The sequence below is a fragment of the Leclercia barmai genome (genome assembly GCF_049312895.1).
Classification (GTDB): domain Bacteria; phylum Pseudomonadota; class Gammaproteobacteria; order Enterobacterales; family Enterobacteriaceae; genus Enterobacter; species Enterobacter barmai.
Window position 1 is genome coordinate 704,559 of the sequence record NZ_JBMNWZ010000002.1, and the last position, 16,864, is coordinate 721,422.

A 16,864-nucleotide genomic window follows, 5' to 3' on the forward strand; every position below is an offset into this window, starting at 1 on the left:
AAATATTCAGCGCCGTGGGCAGTTTGCGCCTCTGCGGACGTCTGCCTCCCCCTCACCCCGGCCCTCTCCCTCAAGGGAGAGGTGGGAATTCATCCCCTCGCCCCTCCGGGGAGAGGGTCAGGGTGAGGGGAAAATACTTACATCAATTCACGCTGTAGTTCATCACTACGCCGCTCAGACCCGAGAGCTGATTTAGCTCTCCAAGCGACCCCTTCAGCTTGTCTCTCGACGCATCCGGGCCCACGAGAATACGGGTGATTTTACCCTGTACCGGCGTGGAAGGTGAAGTGTAAACGCGATACCCGGCGCCACGAAGCTTAGCCACTACCTCGTTGACCTTATCGGCATTTTTGAGCGCCCCAAGCTGCACAACATAGGCTTTGCCGGTTGGAGCAGGCTTCTCTTCAGCGGCCGGTTTGGCCGGTGGGGTTTCTGTGGCCGCCGCCAGCTGCTGGCTGGTGTTATCGCGCTGCGGTTTCGGCTGCGGCTTTTCAGCCGGTTTCGGCTTTTGCACCGGTTTTGGCGCATACTGCTCTACCGGTGCCGCAACAGGGTCCAGCTCGTTATTATTCCCGGTAGCCAGACGCGACGGATCTAAGGATGGGGCCGCGGCATCGCCCGCCCGCACCTCTTCGGCGGCCCCTTCAGGTGGCTGCGCTGGCAGAGCCTGCGTCGCCGCCGGCAGCATATCCGGCTCATCCCGGTCACCGGGTTTCGGCACCAGCGGGATCGCCGCGAACTCATCCTGGTAATGTTTTTTCTGTCCATCAAGCAGCCCGGGGAGAATAATCACCCCCAGCGCCACCAGCACAATGGTGCCTGCTAAACGGTTCTGAAACTTACTTGCCACCGGTTCTCCCCGCATCCATTACGTCCATGACATGTGCCACCGTGTGGAATGAACCACACACCAGCACGGTATCTTCTGGGCTGGCGTCTGCCATTGCCGCACGCCATGCCAGCTCCACGCTTGCAAAGCTTTTGCCCTCGCCGAGATGTTCCATCAGCTGTTCGGCAGTCGCCCCGCGTGGGCCTTCCAGAGGTGCACAATACCAGCTATCGACAACACTCTCCATGCAGGCCAGCGTGCCGCCAATATCTTTATCATGAAGCATACCGATAACCGCCAGCACGCGCCCGGTTTTTGGCAATGATTTGAGACGTCCCGCGAGATACGCCGCGGCATGAGGATTATGCGCCACATCCAGAATCAGACGTGGTGATTCGCTGACTATCTGGAAGCGCCCGGCCAGAATCGCATTCTGAATACCGTCACGCATCGCCTGCTCGCTCACCGCCAGACCGCTGGCGCGCAGCGCGACCAGCGCCGTCGCGGCATTCGGCTGCGGTACCTGGGGCAGCGGCAGGTTCTCCAGCGCGCCCACGGCATCTTCAAAGCGCCAGTTGCTTTCCGTCACGCTGTAGCACCAGTCCACATCGCGACGCTTAAGCAGCGCCCCTTTCTCCTGCGCCACATCGGCGATGGTGTGCGGCATATCGGGTTCGCCGACGATCGCCGGTTTGCCTGGGCGGAAGATACCGGCTTTTTCACGGCCAATGCTTTCGCGATCGGGCCCCAGCCAGTCGGTATGATCCAGCGCGATGCTGGTGACCACCGCCACATCCGGGTCGACGATATTGGTGGCATCCAGACGCCCGCCCAGGCCGACTTCGAGGATCACCACGTCGAGCTGCGCCTGCTTAAACAGCCACAGCGCGGACAGCGTGCCATATTCAAAATAGGTCAGGGAAATCTCGCCGCGCGCGGCTTCGATTTCGGCAAAAGCGGCGGTGTGCGCCGATTCCGCCAGCTCCGTGTTCTGCACCCGCACGCGCTCGGTATAGCGCACCAGATGCGGCGAGCTGTAGACCCCCACTTTGTACCCTGCCGCCATCAGCATGGCTTCCAGGGTGCGGCAGGTGGTGCCTTTGCCGTTGGTGCCCGCCACGGTGAACACAAAGGGAGCCGGTTTCAGAACGTCAAGGCGCGCCGCTACCTGGCTTACGCGCTCAAGTCCCATGTCGATGGCTTTACTGTGCAGGTTTTCCAGATAAGAAAGCCACGCGGCCAGGGGCGACGTGGCTTGGGGAAGAGTGATATTTTCCATGATGCGCGCTTTTCAGTTACGGTTAGAAAGCAAAAGGGCAGCGCCACTGGCCCTGCCCTTTTCAGTTATCAGGCCTCGGGTTCCTGATCCGGTACGACCACGCCTTCGCGCGGCTCATCCGGGCTCGGCGACGGCAGATTCATCAGCTTCGCCAGAACGCTGGCCAGTTTCAGGCGCATTTCCGGACGGCGGACGATCATGTCGATAGCGCCTTTCTCGATAAGGAACTCACTGCGCTGGAAGCCCGGCGGCAGCTTTTCACGTACCGTTTGTTCGATTACGCGCGGGCCGGCAAAGCCGATCAGCGCTTTCGGTTCAGCGATGTTCAGATCGCCCAGCATCGCGAAACTTGCCGATACGCCGCCCATGGTTGGGTCGGTCAGTACGGAGATGTACGGCAGACCGCGCTCCTGCATTTTCGCCAGCGCTGCGGAGGTTTTTGCCATCTGCATCAGCGACATCAGCGCTTCCTGCATACGTGCACCACCGGACGCGGAGAAGCAGATCAGCGGACAGTTGTCTTCCAGCGCCTGCTCAACGGCACGCACGAAGCGCGCGCCCACTACAGAACCCATTGAGCCGCCCATAAAGGAGAACTCAAACGCCGCTGCGACAACCGGCATCTCGTGCAGAGTGCCTTTCATCACGACCAGAGCGTCTTTCTCGCCGGTCTCTTTCTGTGCAGAGGCCAGACGGTCTTTGTATTTTTTGGAGTCACGGAACTTCAGCACATCTTTCGGCTCAAGCTCGCTGCCCAGTTCAACCAGAGAACCTTCATCCAGCAGGCTATGCAGGCGATTACGCGCCGACATACGCATGTGGTGATCGCACTTCGGACAAACTTCCAGATTACGCTCCAGCTCGGCGCGGTACAGAACCTGGCCACAGCTGTCACATTTGGTCCACACCCCTTCAGGAATACTCGCTTTGCGGGTTGGGGTGATATTGCTTTTAATTCGTTCAATCCAGCTCATTGATAACCTTTCTGCCTGAACCAGGTTTGCTGCAAGGGGCGCATAATGCCATTTTTGCCCCCGACAGACCATGAATGTTGCACATTAAAACATAACAGCCCGAAACTTTGGATAAAAAAGTGGTCGAACCGCAGTCGTGCTTTTATTTTGCTTGTTTTGCCGCCGCGCGTCGGTGACGAATCACTTCGATGACGCCTGGCAGAATCGAAACCACAATAATCCCTACGATCAGCAGCTTAAGGTTTTCCTGGATCATAGGAATGGTGCCGAAGAAATAGCCCGCGTAGGTAAAGCTCAGCACCCATAACAGCGCACCGGTGACGTTATAGAGCGCAAACTGACGGTACGACATGTGGCCCATACCCGCAACAAAGGGGGCAAAGGTTCTGACGATGGGCACAAAACGGGCGAGAATAATCGTTTTGCCGCCGTGTTTCTCATAAAACGCATGGGTTTTATCAAGATAGCTGCGACGGAAAATCTTCGAATCCGGGTTACTGAACAACCGATCGCCAAAAAGCCGACCTATAGTGTAGTTCACCGCATCGCCAAGGATCGCTGCGATAAGCATCAGCACGACCATCAGATGAACGTTGATATCGTTGGTTTCCAGCGACGCCAGCGCCCCCGCCACGAACAGCAGCGAATCGCCCGGTAAGAACGGCGTCACCACCAGACCGGTTTCACAAAACAGGATCAGGAACAGAATGGCATACACCCAGACGCCATAATCAGCGACCAGCTCTGCCAGGTGAACATCAATATGCAGAATGAAATCAATCAGAAAGCGAATAAAATCCATATTGTCTAAACCTTAATTGCCACGGCTATCAGTCCGCTAAAAACAGCGGGCCCATTGGCGGTTTCGGAAGGTCAAATCGATCCGGGTAATCCACCGAGACCAGATACAGCCCTTCCGCTTTCGCCGTTGCTGCCGCCAGCGTTCTGTCCTTCGCTGCCAGCAACTCTGCAATCCAGCTCTCCGGCTGGTGTCCGGCGCCTACTTCCATCAGGCTGCCTGTAATATTCCTGACCATATGATGAACAAAAGCGTTCGCTTTGATATCCACCACCACATACGCGCCATGACGGCTGACGTTAATGTGCATCACGTTGCGCCACGGGGTACGCGACTGGCACTGCACGGCACGAAAAGAGGTGAAGTCGTTCTCGCCAATCAGCGCCTGCGCCGCACGGTGCATGCGATCGGCATCCAGCGGTTCGTAAAAATGGGTGACGCCCTGGCCCAACACTGCCGGACGAAGACGCTGGTTATAGATGATGTAGCGGTAACGGCGCGCGGTGGCGCTGAAACGCGCATGAAAATCATCCGGCACATTTTTGACCCACCGTACCGCGATGTCACCAGGCAAATTCGCATTTACCCCTAACGTCCAGGCCGCGTCTTTACGCACCGCGGTGGTTTCAAAGTGAACCACCTGCCCCGTACCGTGCACACCGGCGTCGGTCCGCCCCGCACACAGGACATTGATGGGTTCATTCGCGACCTGAGAGAGCGCCTTCTCCAGCTTCTCCTGGACGCTGCGCACCTCGTTCTGACGCTGCCAGCCATAGTATTTACTGCCATCGTACTCAATCCCGAGAGCAATTCTATGGACCGGCTTTTGTTCCACTTCAGACATCAGTACAGATACTCCTGCACCAGTTTCTCAGCGATTTTCACCGCCATCAGCGCGCCGCCGAAACGCACGTTATCGGCAACCGACCAGAACTGAACCTGCTCCGGCATGCCGTAATCGTTGCGCACGCAGCCAACTGAGAGGCGGGCATTGCCCGTTGCGTCGCCCACCTGGGTCGGGAACTCGCGCTCTTCGGACAGCTCAATATCTTCGCCACGGCCAAAGGCGTCACGCGCCTCTTCCGCCGCCAGCGGACGCATGGCTTCGAAGCTCACCATCTGGGCATGGCCGTAGAACACCGGCGACTGTACGCAGTTGGCTGAGATCATCAGCCCTTCGTCCTGCAGGATCTTACGCACTTCATCGACGATACGGCGCTCTTCGCGCACGCTGCCTTCGCGATCCGGCAGGAGTGGCAGCATGTTGAAGGCCAGCTGACGGCCAAAGAAGTCATCTTCGTCCACCGGGATACCGTTCAGCAGCTTCGCGCTCTGTCCGGCAAGGGCATCCACCGCTTTTTTACCGCGGGCGGAGACCGACAGCAGGCTGGTGACGGTGATGCGGGATAAACCGCCTTCGTCGATCAGCGGCTTCAGAGCGGTTAACAGCTGGCTGGTCAGGCTGTCCGGTACGGCGATGATGTTACGGTTGCGGTAGTCAGCCAGCACGAACGGATTGACGTCCGGCACGACCAGCGGTACGTCCGGCTCAAGGGCAAACAGGCCGCTTAAATCGATGACCAGACAGCCGGCGTTGGTGGCGTCTTCAATATAGGCCGCGGAGGCTTCAGCCCCGGCCGCGAAAAAGGCCAGCTGCGCCTGGGTCCAGTCGAACTCAGCCGCGTCCTGAACGCGTACCGATTTGCCCTCATAACGCAGATGCTCGCCTGCGCTCTCGTTACGCGCCAGGGCATAGATGTCGCCCACCGGGAACTGACGCTCAGCAAGGGTTTCGAGCAGGGCTTCGCCCACGGCGCCCGTTGCGCCCAGTATGGCAATGTTCCAGCCTTCAGACATGGTGGTTTACTCCAGAAATAAAAAAGCGTCCCCGGCGGAGTATCCGCCAGGGAGCATTAAGAAGACATTAACGAACCGGGTGATGAACGGCGTTGAAACCCAGCTTATGCAGCAGCGATGCCGCAGCAGGGTCATCACACATCACATACAGGGAAGACCATTCGCGGCGCTCAACGTAATGCTTACGCAGCTTGTCAAATTCACCCGGCGTACCCGCTACTTTTCGCAGCAGCGCGTCATCGCGGCGCACATCATACACTAAATGCACCAGCCTTTTCAGCGTTCCCTGATCCAGCGTGCCGTGCAGGGTGATGCGACCAAAATCCGGGGTTGGCAGCAGCGTGTCCAGGGCCACCTGCTGGGATTTGCCAATAAAGGTGCTGTACGCCTCGAACACCTGGGTAGTACCGCGGGCTTTGCCTTCGAGGGTGTAGCCCGCAATGTGCGCGGTGCCGATATCCACTTTATCCAGCAGGGCCACGTTGAGATCCGGCTCCGGCTCCCACACGTCCAGCACCACGCTGAGATCCTGCCCGGCTTCCAGGCGCTGCAACAGCGCCGCGTTGTCCACCACCGGACCACGGCAGGCATTAATCAGAATGGTGCCCGGCTTCAGGCGGCTAATCAGCGCGTCATCTGCCAGATGGTGCGATTTATACGGCCCGTCCTTAAACAGCGGCGTATGGAAGGTGAGCACGTCACACTCGGCCACCAGCTCATCCAGGCTGCGGAAATCCCCTTCATCACCACGGTCAGCGCGGGGCGGATCGCACAGCAGCGTGCGGATGCCTAACGCCTCAAGGCGTTTTTGCAGTCGGCTGCCTACGTTACCCACGCCGACAATGCCAACGGTCCGGCTGGTGAGAGTAAAGCCGTCGCGCTCGGCCAGCATCAGCAGGGATGAGAAAACATACTCCACGACGGCAATAGCGTTACAGCCCGGCGCGGCGGAAAAGCCAATCCCGGCCTGCTTCAGCCACGCGTCATCCACATGATCGGTTCCCGCGGTTGCCGTGCCGACAAACTTCACACCTTTGCCAGACAGCAGCGCCTCATTCACTTTGGTCACCGAGCGCACCATCAGGGCGTCGGCATCATCCAGCTCGGCGAGCGGAATGGGGCGTCCAGGAACGGCCTTAACCTCACCCAGGCGGCTAAAGAGCTCGCGGGCGTAAGGCATATTTTCATCAACGAGGATTTTCACGTCTGAGTACCTGTTTGAGAGGAAGTTATCCGGTCAAGTGTGCCATAATCTGGCCGCCAGGCATATACGTAAACCTGGTTAACGATGAGTAACGAATTTAAGGATTTTTTGCCGATGCAGCCCATTTCAGGTACGCCGCCACAACCTCCGGGTGATGGCCCGCGTCCATCCCACGTCGCGGGTGAACAGCCCCTCTCCACACAGCAACGCACTGTACTGGAACGTCTGATCACCCGGCTGATCGCCCTGACGTCGCAGCAGAATGCGGAAGTGTGGGCCGGAGTCAAACACGATCTGGGAATGAAGAGTGATGCGCCCATGCTGTCGCGCCACTTTCCTGCTGCAGAGCAAAACCTCAACCAGCGCCTGAATACCGCCCAGCAAAATCACACCACCCGGCAGATGGTCTCCCAGCTGACGGAGCTGCTGAATCTGGGTAATAACCGTCAGGCGGCCAGCGATTTTATTCGCCAGCAGTATGGCCAGACGGCCCTGAACCAGCTGACGCCCGAGCAGCTCAAAACGGTACTGACGCTGCTGCAAAATAACCAGCTTGCGATCCCGCAGCCGCAGCAGCGCCCGGCGACGGAACGCCCGTTGCAGCCGGCGGAGCACAACACGCTGAAGCAGATGGTGACCAAACTTGCCGCCGCCACGGGCGAGCCGACCAAACTGATCTGGCAGTCGATGCTGGAGCTGTCGGGAGTAAAGGCGGGAGAGTTGATACCGGCCAGGCAGTTTACCCATCTTGCCACCTGGCTGCAGGCGCGCCAGACGCTGAGCACCCAGAGCGCACCAACCCTGCACACCCTGCAGGCCGCGCTGAAACAGCCGCTTGAACCGCAGGAGTGGGACAACATTCAGGATTATGCCCGGCAGACCTGGCAGGCGACGCCGCAGACGGTGCTGACCACCGCCCAGGTTCAGGATCTGCTCAATGAGATCTTCACCCGCCGCAGCGAGCGGGAGAGTGGCACGCTGGAAGTACGTAATATCCAGCCGATCTACAACCCGCTGTTTGCCCCGGTGGTCGAGACCTTCAAATCCCTGTCAGCCCGACCTGGCCTGATGCTGGTCGCCCTGCTGGTGGCAATGGCGCTAATCTGGCTGGTGATTTAAAACAAAAAAGGGAGCCATCAGGCTCCCTTTTGACATCCGGCGCAGTCATTACGCTTTCAGCTTACGCATTACCAGCGTGGCGTTGGTGCCGCCGAAACCGAAGCTGTTAGACATCACGGTATTCAGTTCACGCTCGGTTGTCGCGGTAACGATGTTCAGGCCAGCAGCCTGCTCATCCAGCTCTTCAACGTTGATGCTTGGGGCGATGAAGCCGTGTTCCAGCATCAGCAGGGAGTAGATAGCTTCCTGCACGCCAGCCGCACCCAGAGAGTGACCGGTCATGGCTTTGGTTGCAGAGATAGCCGGGCTGTTGTCGCCGAACACTTCGCGGATTGCACCCAGCTCTTTCACGTCGCCTACCGGAGTAGAAGTACCGTGGGAGTTCAGGTAGTCGATTGGCGTATCCAGGCCGTGCATGGCCATCTTCATGCAGCGCACAGCGCCTTCACCTGATGGTGCAACCATGTCTGCGCCATCGGACGTTGCGCCGTAGCCTACGATCTCAGCGTAAATGTGTGCGCCACGGGCCAGAGCGTGCTCCAGCTCTTCAACCACAACCATACCGCCGCCGCCAGCGATTACGAAACCGTCACGGTTTGCGTCGTAGGTACGGGAGGCTTTTTCCGGACATTCGTTGTATTTGGTGGACAGTGCGCCCATCGCGTCGAACTCACAGGCCATTTCCCAGCCCAGCTCTTCACCGCCGCCAGCAAATACGATGTCCTGTTTACCCAGTTGGATCTGCTCAACCGCGTTACCGATACAGTGTGCAGATGTCGCACAGGCGGAGCTGATGGAGTAGTTTACGCCGTGGATTTTGAACGGGGTCGCCAGGCACGCGGAAACCGCTGAACCCATGGCTTTGGTCACAACGTATGGACCGACCGCTTTCAGGCCGCGTGGGCTACGCATGGCGTCAGCACCGAATACCTGGGCTTTAGACGAGCCGCCGGAACCGGCAATCAGACCCACACGTGGGTTGTTCTGGTAAACGTCTTCACTCAGGCCAGCGTCAGCAATCGCTTCCTGCATGGAGAGATAGGCGTAGATGGAGGCATCGTTCATGAAACGGACCACTTTGCGATCGATCATGCCCGTGGTGTCCAGTTTTACATTACCCCAAACGTGGCTACGCATGCCGGAATCTTTAAACTCTTCAGAGAAGGTGATCCCGGAGCGTCCTTCACGCAGAGATGCCAGGACTTCCTGCTGGTTATTACCGATGCTGGAAACGATGCCCAAGCCAGTAATCACTGCACGTTTCATTCAATACCTCTGTAAGTCGCACTATTTTAAGTTTCGAGTCGCACAATAGCGTACACTTGTACGCCGAACAAGTCCGATCAGCCAATTTCTGCGGAAATTTGCACCATCAGACGCACATCGTTAAGATCGCGGCACAGCCTGTCAGACGAGTAACTTACGTGAAACAAAACGCCATACAACCTGCCAACCTCGAATTCAACGCTGAGGGTACACCTGTTTCCCGAGATTTTGATGATGTCTACTTCTCTAATGATAACGGACTGGAAGAGACGCGTTATGTTTTCCTCGACGGAAACCAGCTGAATTCCCGTTTTCCGCTGCATCCCCGGGATCTGTTTGTGGTGGCCGAGAGCGGATTTGGCACCGGGCTGAACTTTCTCACCCTCTGGCAAGCCTTCGATCGCTTCCGTGCGGCTCACCCTGACGCTACGCTGCAAAGGTTACATTTCATCAGTTTCGAGAAATTTCCGCTGTCCACCGACGATCTGCGTCTGGCGCACCAGCACTGGCCGGAACTGGCGCCCTGGGCGGAACAGCTCCAGGCCCAGTGGCCGCTGCCCGTCGCGGGCTGCCATCGTCTGCTGCTGGACGGCGGGCGCGTCACGCTCGATATCTGGCTCGGTGATATCAATGAGCTCACCGACAGGCTGGATGACTCCCTGAATCAGCAGGTCGATGCCTGGTTCCTCGACGGCTTTGCCCCGTCCAAAAATCCGGATATGTGGAACGCGCAGCTGTTTGCTGCCATGGCTCGTCTGATCCGGCCGGGCGGGACGCTCGCCACCTTTACCTGCGCCGGATTTGTCCGCCGCGGCCTGCAGGAGGCGGGCTTCAGGGTGCAAAAAACCAAAGGCTTTGGCCGCAAGCGCGAGATGCTGATCGGGGTGATGGAGCAGGATCTCCCCTCCCCTGCCCGTACGCCGTGGTTTGCCCGTACGCCCTGCGACGAACGCGAAACCGCCGTTGTGGGCGGCGGGATCGCCAGCGCCCTGCTGTCGCTGGCGCTGTTACGCCGTGGCTGGCAGGTGACGCTCTACTGCGCCGACGATGCCCCGGCGGCGGGTGCCTCCGGCAATCGCCAGGGGGCGCTCTATCCATTGCTGAGCGCACATGATGCCGCGCTGAGCCAGTTTTTCCCGGCGGCGTTCACCTTCGCCCGCCGTCTGTACGATGCCCTGCCGGTAGCTTTCGATCATGCGTGGTGCGGCGTCACCCAGCTGGGCTGGGATGAGAAGAGCCAGAAAAAAATAGACCAGATGCTGGCCCTGGGCCTGCCGGAGCAGATCGCGGTGGCGGTGGATGCCGGACAGGTGCAAAAAAGCATCGGCGTGCCCACCGGCTGCGGCGGGATCCAGTATCCGCTCGGCGGCTGGCTGTGTCCGGCCCAGCTCACAACGGCGGTGATGACCCTGGCGCAAACCCTCGGCCTGCAGGTGCACTATGGCCGTCGGGTGAAATCACTGGAGCAGGCCGACACCCGGTGGATGCTGGAGTTTGCCGACGGTGAGCGGGCGCAGCATGGCAGCGTGGTGCTGGCGAACGGACACGGCATCAGCCAGTTCAGCCAGACCGCCCAGCTGCCGGTTTACCCGGTGGGCGGCCAGGTGAGCCATATTCCGGCGGCTGAACAGCTAAGCCAGCTGCGTCAGGTGCTCTGCTACGACGGGTATCTGACCCCGCAAAACCCGGCTAACGGTCAGCACTGCATCGGCGCAAGCTATCATCGCGGGCAGACCGAACCGCAGTACAGCGAAGAGGATCAGCAGAATAATCGCCAGCGTCTGATCGACTGTTTGCCGCAGGCGGCCTGGACGCGTGAAGTGGATGTCAGCGCCGGTGAGGCGCGAAACGGTATTCGCTGTGCCACCCGCGATCACCTGCCGATGACCGGTGCGGTGCCGGATTATGACGCCACCCTGGCGGCGTATCAGGATCTCGCTAATAACAAAGAGCAGGCGGTCAGCGCCCCGGAGTTTCGTAATCTGTTCGTGCTTGGCGGGCTGGGTTCACGCGGACTCTGTACGGCCCCGCTGACGGCGGAAGTGCTTGCTGCGCAGATGAGCAACGAGCCGATCCCGCTGGACAGCCACACGCTGGCGGCGCTCAATCCGAACCGGTTATGGGTAAGGAAGTTGTTGAAGGGGAAAATGGTCAAATAGGTGCGGGCTGGGCCCCTCACCCTGACCCTCTCCCCATAGGGGAGAGGGAATAATTCGTGCGGAATATCACCTACGCGTTTACGCTGGCTTTCTGAAACAACGTATCCCACATCCCCAGCACCAGAGACTGGTCGCGCGGAGAGAGTTCGCCCGCCAGAATGGCTTTTTCGAGGCTACGTGACACTTCAGCGTGCACCGCGTCCGGAGAGTGGTCGTCACCGGCTTCCAGTTCGGCGACGGCGAGCGTCAGGTGACCACGCAGATAACCGCTGGCAAACAGTTCATCGTCACTGGCGTGCTCCACCATGTCATCAATTAATGCCAGAATGCGTGATTCAAATTCTGCGATCATCTTCTTTCCTCAGTTAAGATCTTCCGGCCACGGGAAGCATTCCGCCGTGATCTCCGGCGTGTGGTAATAATTCTGTAAAGCCTTGATTAAGCGCGCCGGACGTTCCGGGATGCCTTTCTCAAGATACTCCATCACCTGCGCGTGAACGCGGCGCTGGAAGACAATACGGTCTGGCTCGAAGTCGCCTTCGAGGTTGTCACAGCTGACGTTAAACGGGAATCCTGCCGCCACGCACAGCAGCCACTCCAGCGCCTGGGGTTTGACCTCTACATCTTCAAACTGTCCCTGGGTCGCGGCGTCGCGGCCGTCCGGGCAGTACCAGTAGCCAAAGTCCACCAGCTCGCGACGCGCTTTTCCTGCGATACACCAGTGCGATATTTCATGCAAACCGCTGGCATAAAAGCCGTGAGCGAACACAATCCGGTTGTACGGCACTTCCGCATCAGCAGGAAGATAGATCGGTTCGTCGTCGCCTTTAATCAGACGGGTATTAAAATCTTCCGCGAAGCAGCCGTTGAAAACCTCAATCAGCTGTTCGTATTTATGCGTACTGTTCATTAGTTCATCCCCAACCAGTGGAGGATCTCCTGTCCGTGGCTGTCATAAAGAAGTTTGGCACTCATTACGGCCGAGACAATGACAATCATCGGACGAATGAGCTGTTGCCCTTTGCTTAACACCAGGCGCGAGCCTGCCCGCGCGCCCAGAAATTGTCCGGCCATCATCACAAAGCCGGTCGCCCAGATCACCTTGCCGCCGATGATAAACAGCAGCAGGCCACCGAGGTTCGAGGTGGCGTTCAGTACTTTGGCATGGGCGGTGGATTTGGCGAGGTTAAAACCGGCCAGGGTCACGAACGCCAGGGCGTAAAACGACCCGGCGCCCGGGCCGAAGAAACCGTCATAAAAGCCGACACAGCCACCGGCAATCAGCGCAAACGGCAATCCGTGCAGGCGGCGCTGCCGATCCTCTTCGCCAAGCTTTGGCATCAGTAAAAAGTAGAGACCAATACAGATAACGAGGATGGGTAAGATCTGGCGCAGTATATCGGACTGCACATGCTGCACCAGCAGCGCACCGCTGGTTGAGCCGATAAAGGTCATCAGGATATTGAGCTTCTGGTCGGTGAGGCTCACTACCTTGCGGCGGATAAAGTAGATCGAGGCGGATAACGATCCGCCGCATGCCTGCAGCTTGTTGGTCGCCAGCGCCTGCGCCGGGCTCATCCCCGCCGCCAGCAGGGCCGGAACGGTTAACAGCCCGCCGCCGCCCGCCAGTGCATCAATAAAACCGGCCAGCATAGCGATAAAAAACAGCGCCACCAGCAGCAGCGGCGATACCATAAACAACTCAGCAAATTGGTCCATTAAAGTACATGCTCATCCAGTAGCGCCTGGCAGGAAGGCGGCAACGGAGGCGGTGTCTTCTTCTCAGGCTTAGAGGTTCCAGGCTTGGCCGGTTCAAACCAGCTTTGCAGTTCGTAACCACAGCCATCGCCAGGCGGTGGCAGCGGCTGATCTTCGCATTCCAGGCTGTTCGCCGGGCAGCGCAGACGCACGTGCATATGCGCACGGTGCTGGAACCACGGCCGCACTTTACGCAGCCAGTCTCGGTCGGTTCCGGCATCCTCGCAAAGCTGCTGCTTGATGGCCGGGTTAACAAAGATGCGCGTGACGTCGTTATCTTTGGCCGCCAGCTTGATCATGGCGGAAACGTCCTGCGACCAGAGCGACGGCACCACACGCTTGCCGTCGCTGGCAACCAGATCGAGCGCCTGGGGCTTCAGCAACTGGGCCGAGGTCCAGCGGGTTTTCGGCAGCTGCAGGAAGATATCCACGTCCAGCCCGGTTTGATGGCTGGCGTGGCCGCCGTTGAAGCGTCCGCCTGCCGGCATCCCCATATCGCCAATCAGAACCGTACCCAGCCCCAGATTATGCACCTGGTTGCTGAGGCGCTGAATAAACAGCACCAGATCCGGGTGACCAAAGTAGCGGCGCTGATCGGTGCGCATCACCTGATACGTGGAGGACTGCTGCGGCAGCGCTTCTGCGCCTACGATACAGCCATTAGAGAACCCGCCGATGGACTGGGCGCTGCCCGCCACCGGGTGGGTGATTTTTTGCCACGGCGTTGCCGCCAGAGCGGCCCCGCTGGCAAGCAGCGCCAGCAGAGCAATTGCGGTTTTTTTCATGGTTACCAGCGTGGAATGGTGGTCGTCACATCCGCATTCTGCGCGCGCTGGCGCAGGAAGTGATCCATCAGCACGATCGCCAGCATCGCTTCGGCGATGGGCACTGCGCGGATCCCGACGCACGGATCGTGACGTCCTTTGGTGATCATCTCAACTTCTTCGCCAGAGCGGTTAATGGTGTGGCCCGGCACGGTAATGCTGGAGGTTGGTTTCAGCGCAATGTTAGCCACAATCTGCTGCCCGCTGCTGATGCCGCCCAGAATGCCGCCAGCGTGATTGCTCTGGAAGCCCTCTTTAGTAATTTCGTCGCGGTTCTGGCTGCCGCGAAGCGCCACCACGTCAAAACCGTCGCCAATCTCTACCCCTTTCACCGCGTTGATGCTCATCATCGCATGGGCAATGTCGGCGTCGAGGCGGTCAAAGACCGGCTCGCCCCAGCCCGGCGGAACGCCGTCGGCCACGACCGTGACTTTGGCACCAATGGAGTCACCCTCTTTTTTCAGGGCGCGCATCAGTTCGTCCAGCGCTTCCAGCTTCGAGGCATCGGCGCAGAAGAACGGGTTTTGTTCAACCTGATCCCAGTCTTCGATCGCCAGCGGAATGTCGCCCATCTGGGTCAGGCAGCCGCGAATGACAATACCAAACTTCTGCGCCAGGTATTTTTTAGCAATGGCGCCTGCCGCCACGCGCATGGCGGTTTCACGGGCGGAGGAGCGTCCGCCGCCGCGATAGTCACGAAAACCGTATTTCTGTTCATAGGTATAGTCAGCGTGGCCCGGGCGGAACACATCCTTGATGGCGCCGTAGTCCTGTGAGCGCTGATCGGTATTCTCAATCAGCAGGCCGATGCTGGTGCCGGTGGTGCGTCCTTCAAAGACGCCTGACAGGATTTTGACTTGATCCGGCTCGCGGCGCTGGGTGGTGTAGCGCGAGGTGCCCGGACGACGCCTGTCGAGATCGTGCTGTAAATCAGCTTCGGTCAGTTCGATGCCAGGCGGCACGCCATCAACGATGCAACCCAGCGCCAGTCCGTGCGACTCGCCAAACGTGGTCACACGAAATAATTGTCCAATACTGTTTCCTGCCATCACGGCTCCGTTTTCGTTGTTCTGTGTTTGAGCTTTCTGTGTTTGCGCAATGTGAAACGGGCCGAAGCCCGTTGGATTAATCTTTGTAGATGCTGAAGTGCTCGCGCGCGGCGAGAAGCTGCGCTTTGGTCAGCATGAAGACGCCGTCGCCACCGTTGTCGAACTCGAGCCAGGTGAACGGCACATCCGGATATTGCTCCATCAGATGTACCATGCTGTTACCGACTTCACAAATCAGAATACCGTCATCGGTCAGATAATCCGGCGCGCAGGCCAGAATGCGGCGGGTCAGCTTCAGGCCGTCGGAGCCGGAAGCCAGTCCCAGCTCAGGTTCATGGCGGTATTCGTTTGGCAGATCGGACATATCTTCTGCATCGACGTACGGCGGATTGGTCACAATCAGGTCGTACTGCACTTTCGGCAGGTCACGGAACAGATCGGAACGGATCGGCGTGACGTGATGGATCAGACCGTGCTCTTCAATGTTGTGTTCCGCTACCGCCAGCGCGTCAGGGGAGATATCCACGGCGTCCACTTCTGCATCCGGGAAGGAATAAGCGCAGGCAATGGCGATGCAGCCGCTGCCGGTGCACATATCGAGGATATGCTCAGGCTGATGGTCAATCAGGCCGGCGAAATGGTTATTGATCAGTTCACCAATCGGCGATCGCGGCACCAGCACGCGTTCATCGACAAAGAATTCATGGCCGCAGAACCAGGCTTTGTTAGTGAGGTACGCCACCGGGATGCGCTCGTTAACGCGACGGATCACGCGCTCAACGATACGGTGTTTTTCACTGGAGGTGAGGCGCGCAGAACGCATATCTTCAGGGATATCCAGCGGCAGATAGAGTGACGGCAGCACCAGCTGTACCGCCTCATCCCACGGGTTGTCGGTACCGTGACCGTACCAGATATTGGCCGCGCTGAAACGGCTGACCGCCCAACGCAACATGTCCTGAATGGTTTGCAGCTCATTCACCGCTTCATCGACAAAAATTTTATCCACTATGTTCTCCAGGGCATGCTCGCTAAATTTTCGGCGGCTAGTGTGCCATGAAGACGGCGATAAATCAGCACTGTCGCTAACGGCTTGCGGGTAAAAAATGCGTTTTGCCGTACGGCGAGTCAGGTACACTGTCGGAAATAAGAGATGAGACGGACATATGAAAAAGAAAACATCCTTGAGCCAGGAGGATCAAACGCTGTTTCGTCAGCTGATGACAGGCACGCGTAAAATCAAGCAGGACACCATCGTCCACCGCCCGCTACGTAAAAAAGTGAGTGAAGTTCCCGTAAAACGGTTGCTGCAGGAGCAGGCTGACGCCAGCCACTATTTTTCCGACGAGTTTCAGCCGCTGCTGAATACGGAAGGTGCGGTGAAATACGTGCGGTCGGACGTCAGCCACTTCGAGCTGAAAAAATTGCGTCGTGGGGATTATTCGCCGGAGCTGTTTCTCGATCTACACGGGTTAACCCAGATGCAGGCGAAACAGGAGCTGGGCGCGCTGATTGCCGCCTGCCGCCGGGAACATGTCTTTTGTGCCTGCGTGATGCACGGCCACGGCAAACATATTCTTAAACAGCAAACCCCGCTGTGGCTGGCTCAGCATCCACACGTGATGGCTTTTCATCAGGCACCCAAAGAGTACGGCGGAGATGCCGCATTGCTGGTGTTGATTGAAGTAGAAGAGTGGCAACCGCCTGAGCTGCCCTGAGAGGCAGGCGGGTGGCAATTGCTACCCGC

At 58.5% G+C, this 16,864-nt stretch carries 17 protein-coding genes; 3 read left to right on the forward strand and 14 right to left on the reverse strand.

The features are described 5' to 3' along the window. Positions 1–142: 142 nt before the first annotated feature. From dedD to pdxB, 7 genes are all read right to left on the reverse strand, one after another. Complete coding sequence (dedD, locus tag ACOYA6_RS11655) at positions 143–850, reverse strand: cell division protein DedD (protein ID WP_138369850.1); 708 nt, start codon at positions 848–850, stop codon at positions 143–145. Then, positions 840–2,108 carry a bifunctional tetrahydrofolate synthase/dihydrofolate synthase gene (gene folC, locus ACOYA6_RS11660; protein ID WP_138369849.1) on the reverse strand — a complete coding sequence of 423 codons (1,269 nt, stop codon included), beginning with the start codon at positions 2,106–2,108 and terminating at the stop codon, positions 840–842. Before folC ends, dedD begins: the two co-directional genes overlap by 11 nt. Before the next feature lie 68 nt (positions 2,109–2,176). Continuing rightward, positions 2,177–3,082 carry an acetyl-CoA carboxylase, carboxyltransferase subunit beta gene (gene accD, locus ACOYA6_RS11665; protein ID WP_039030948.1) on the reverse strand — a complete coding sequence of 302 codons (906 nt, stop codon included), beginning with the start codon at positions 3,080–3,082 and terminating at the stop codon, positions 2,177–2,179. Between the two features lie 142 nt (positions 3,083–3,224). Next, positions 3,225–3,884 carry a DedA family protein gene (locus tag ACOYA6_RS11670; protein ID WP_139563304.1) on the reverse strand — a complete coding sequence of 220 codons (660 nt, stop codon included), beginning with the start codon at positions 3,882–3,884 and terminating at the stop codon, positions 3,225–3,227. A 28-nt stretch (positions 3,885–3,912) separates the two neighbouring features. Continuing rightward, complete coding sequence (truA, locus tag ACOYA6_RS11675) at positions 3,913–4,725, reverse strand: tRNA pseudouridine(38-40) synthase TruA (RefSeq protein ID WP_138369848.1); 813 nt, start codon at positions 4,723–4,725, stop codon at positions 3,913–3,915. Continuing rightward, positions 4,725–5,738 carry an aspartate-semialdehyde dehydrogenase gene (locus tag ACOYA6_RS11680; protein ID WP_422654738.1) on the reverse strand — a complete coding sequence of 338 codons (1,014 nt, stop codon included), beginning with the start codon at positions 5,736–5,738 and terminating at the stop codon, positions 4,725–4,727. The genes truA and ACOYA6_RS11680 overlap by 1 nt, the downstream gene beginning before the upstream one ends. A gap of 67 nt (positions 5,739–5,805) precedes the next feature. Continuing rightward, entirely contained in the window at positions 5,806–6,942 is a 1,137-nt protein-coding gene (gene pdxB / locus ACOYA6_RS11685) for a 4-phosphoerythronate dehydrogenase PdxB (protein WP_039030944.1), read from the reverse strand. Between the two features lie 114 nt (positions 6,943–7,056). Between pdxB and flk the strand changes: the two genes are divergently transcribed. Beyond that, positions 7,057–8,061 (forward strand): flagella biosynthesis regulator Flk, encoded by a 1,005-nt coding sequence (gene flk, locus ACOYA6_RS11690; RefSeq protein ID WP_138369845.1) that lies wholly within the window; start codon positions 7,057–7,059, stop codon positions 8,059–8,061. A 48-nt stretch (positions 8,062–8,109) separates the two neighbouring features. Here flk and fabB read toward each other — a convergent pair whose 3' ends face one another. Continuing rightward, entirely contained in the window at positions 8,110–9,327 is a 1,218-nt protein-coding gene (fabB, locus tag ACOYA6_RS11695) for a beta-ketoacyl-ACP synthase I (RefSeq protein WP_039030943.1), read from the reverse strand. 158 nt (positions 9,328–9,485) lie between these two features. Here fabB and mnmC point away from each other — a divergent pair, with 158 nt between their 5' ends. Continuing rightward, positions 9,486–11,486, forward strand: a complete 2,001-nt coding sequence (gene mnmC, locus ACOYA6_RS11700; RefSeq protein ID WP_422654739.1) for a bifunctional tRNA (5-methylaminomethyl-2-thiouridine)(34)-methyltransferase MnmC2/FAD-dependent 5-carboxymethylaminomethyl-2-thiouridine(34) oxidoreductase MnmC1 — start codon at positions 9,486–9,488, stop codon at positions 11,484–11,486. 70 nt (positions 11,487–11,556) lie between these two features. On the opposite strand, the gene ACOYA6_RS11705 is transcribed toward mnmC, so the two are convergent. The 6 genes from ACOYA6_RS11705 to prmB all read right to left on the reverse strand — a co-directional run bounded on the left by ACOYA6_RS11705 (position 11,557) and on the right by prmB (position 16,126). Continuing rightward, on the reverse strand, positions 11,557–11,838 hold the full coding sequence (locus ACOYA6_RS11705) for a YfcL family protein (protein WP_039030941.1): 282 nt from the start codon (positions 11,836–11,838) through the stop codon (positions 11,557–11,559). Between the two features lie 9 nt (positions 11,839–11,847). After that, on the reverse strand, positions 11,848–12,396 hold the full coding sequence (locus ACOYA6_RS11710) for an elongation factor P hydroxylase (protein WP_039030940.1): 549 nt from the start codon (positions 12,394–12,396) through the stop codon (positions 11,848–11,850). Next, positions 12,396–13,205 (reverse strand): sulfite exporter TauE/SafE family protein, encoded by an 810-nt coding sequence (locus ACOYA6_RS11715; protein WP_422654740.1) that lies wholly within the window; start codon positions 13,203–13,205, stop codon positions 12,396–12,398. The genes ACOYA6_RS11710 and ACOYA6_RS11715 overlap by 1 nt, the downstream gene beginning before the upstream one ends. Further along, positions 13,205–14,029, reverse strand: a complete 825-nt coding sequence (gene mepA, locus ACOYA6_RS11720; protein ID WP_039030938.1) for a penicillin-insensitive murein endopeptidase — start codon at positions 14,027–14,029, stop codon at positions 13,205–13,207. Before mepA ends, ACOYA6_RS11715 begins: the two co-directional genes overlap by 1 nt. A 2-nt stretch (positions 14,030–14,031) precedes the next feature. After that, positions 14,032–15,117, reverse strand: a complete 1,086-nt coding sequence (gene aroC / locus ACOYA6_RS11725) for a chorismate synthase (protein ID WP_039030937.1) — start codon at positions 15,115–15,117, stop codon at positions 14,032–14,034. Between the two features lie 76 nt (positions 15,118–15,193). Further along, positions 15,194–16,126: a 50S ribosomal protein L3 N(5)-glutamine methyltransferase gene (gene prmB, locus ACOYA6_RS11730; RefSeq protein WP_422654741.1), complete on the reverse strand. Its 933-nt coding sequence runs from the start codon at positions 16,124–16,126 to the stop codon at positions 15,194–15,196. Between the two features lie 157 nt (positions 16,127–16,283). On the opposite strand from prmB, the gene smrB reads away from it, so the two are divergent. Then, positions 16,284–16,835: an endonuclease SmrB gene (gene smrB, locus ACOYA6_RS11735; RefSeq protein ID WP_039030935.1), complete on the forward strand. Its 552-nt coding sequence runs from the start codon at positions 16,284–16,286 to the stop codon at positions 16,833–16,835. Positions 16,836–16,864 lie beyond the last annotated feature (29 nt).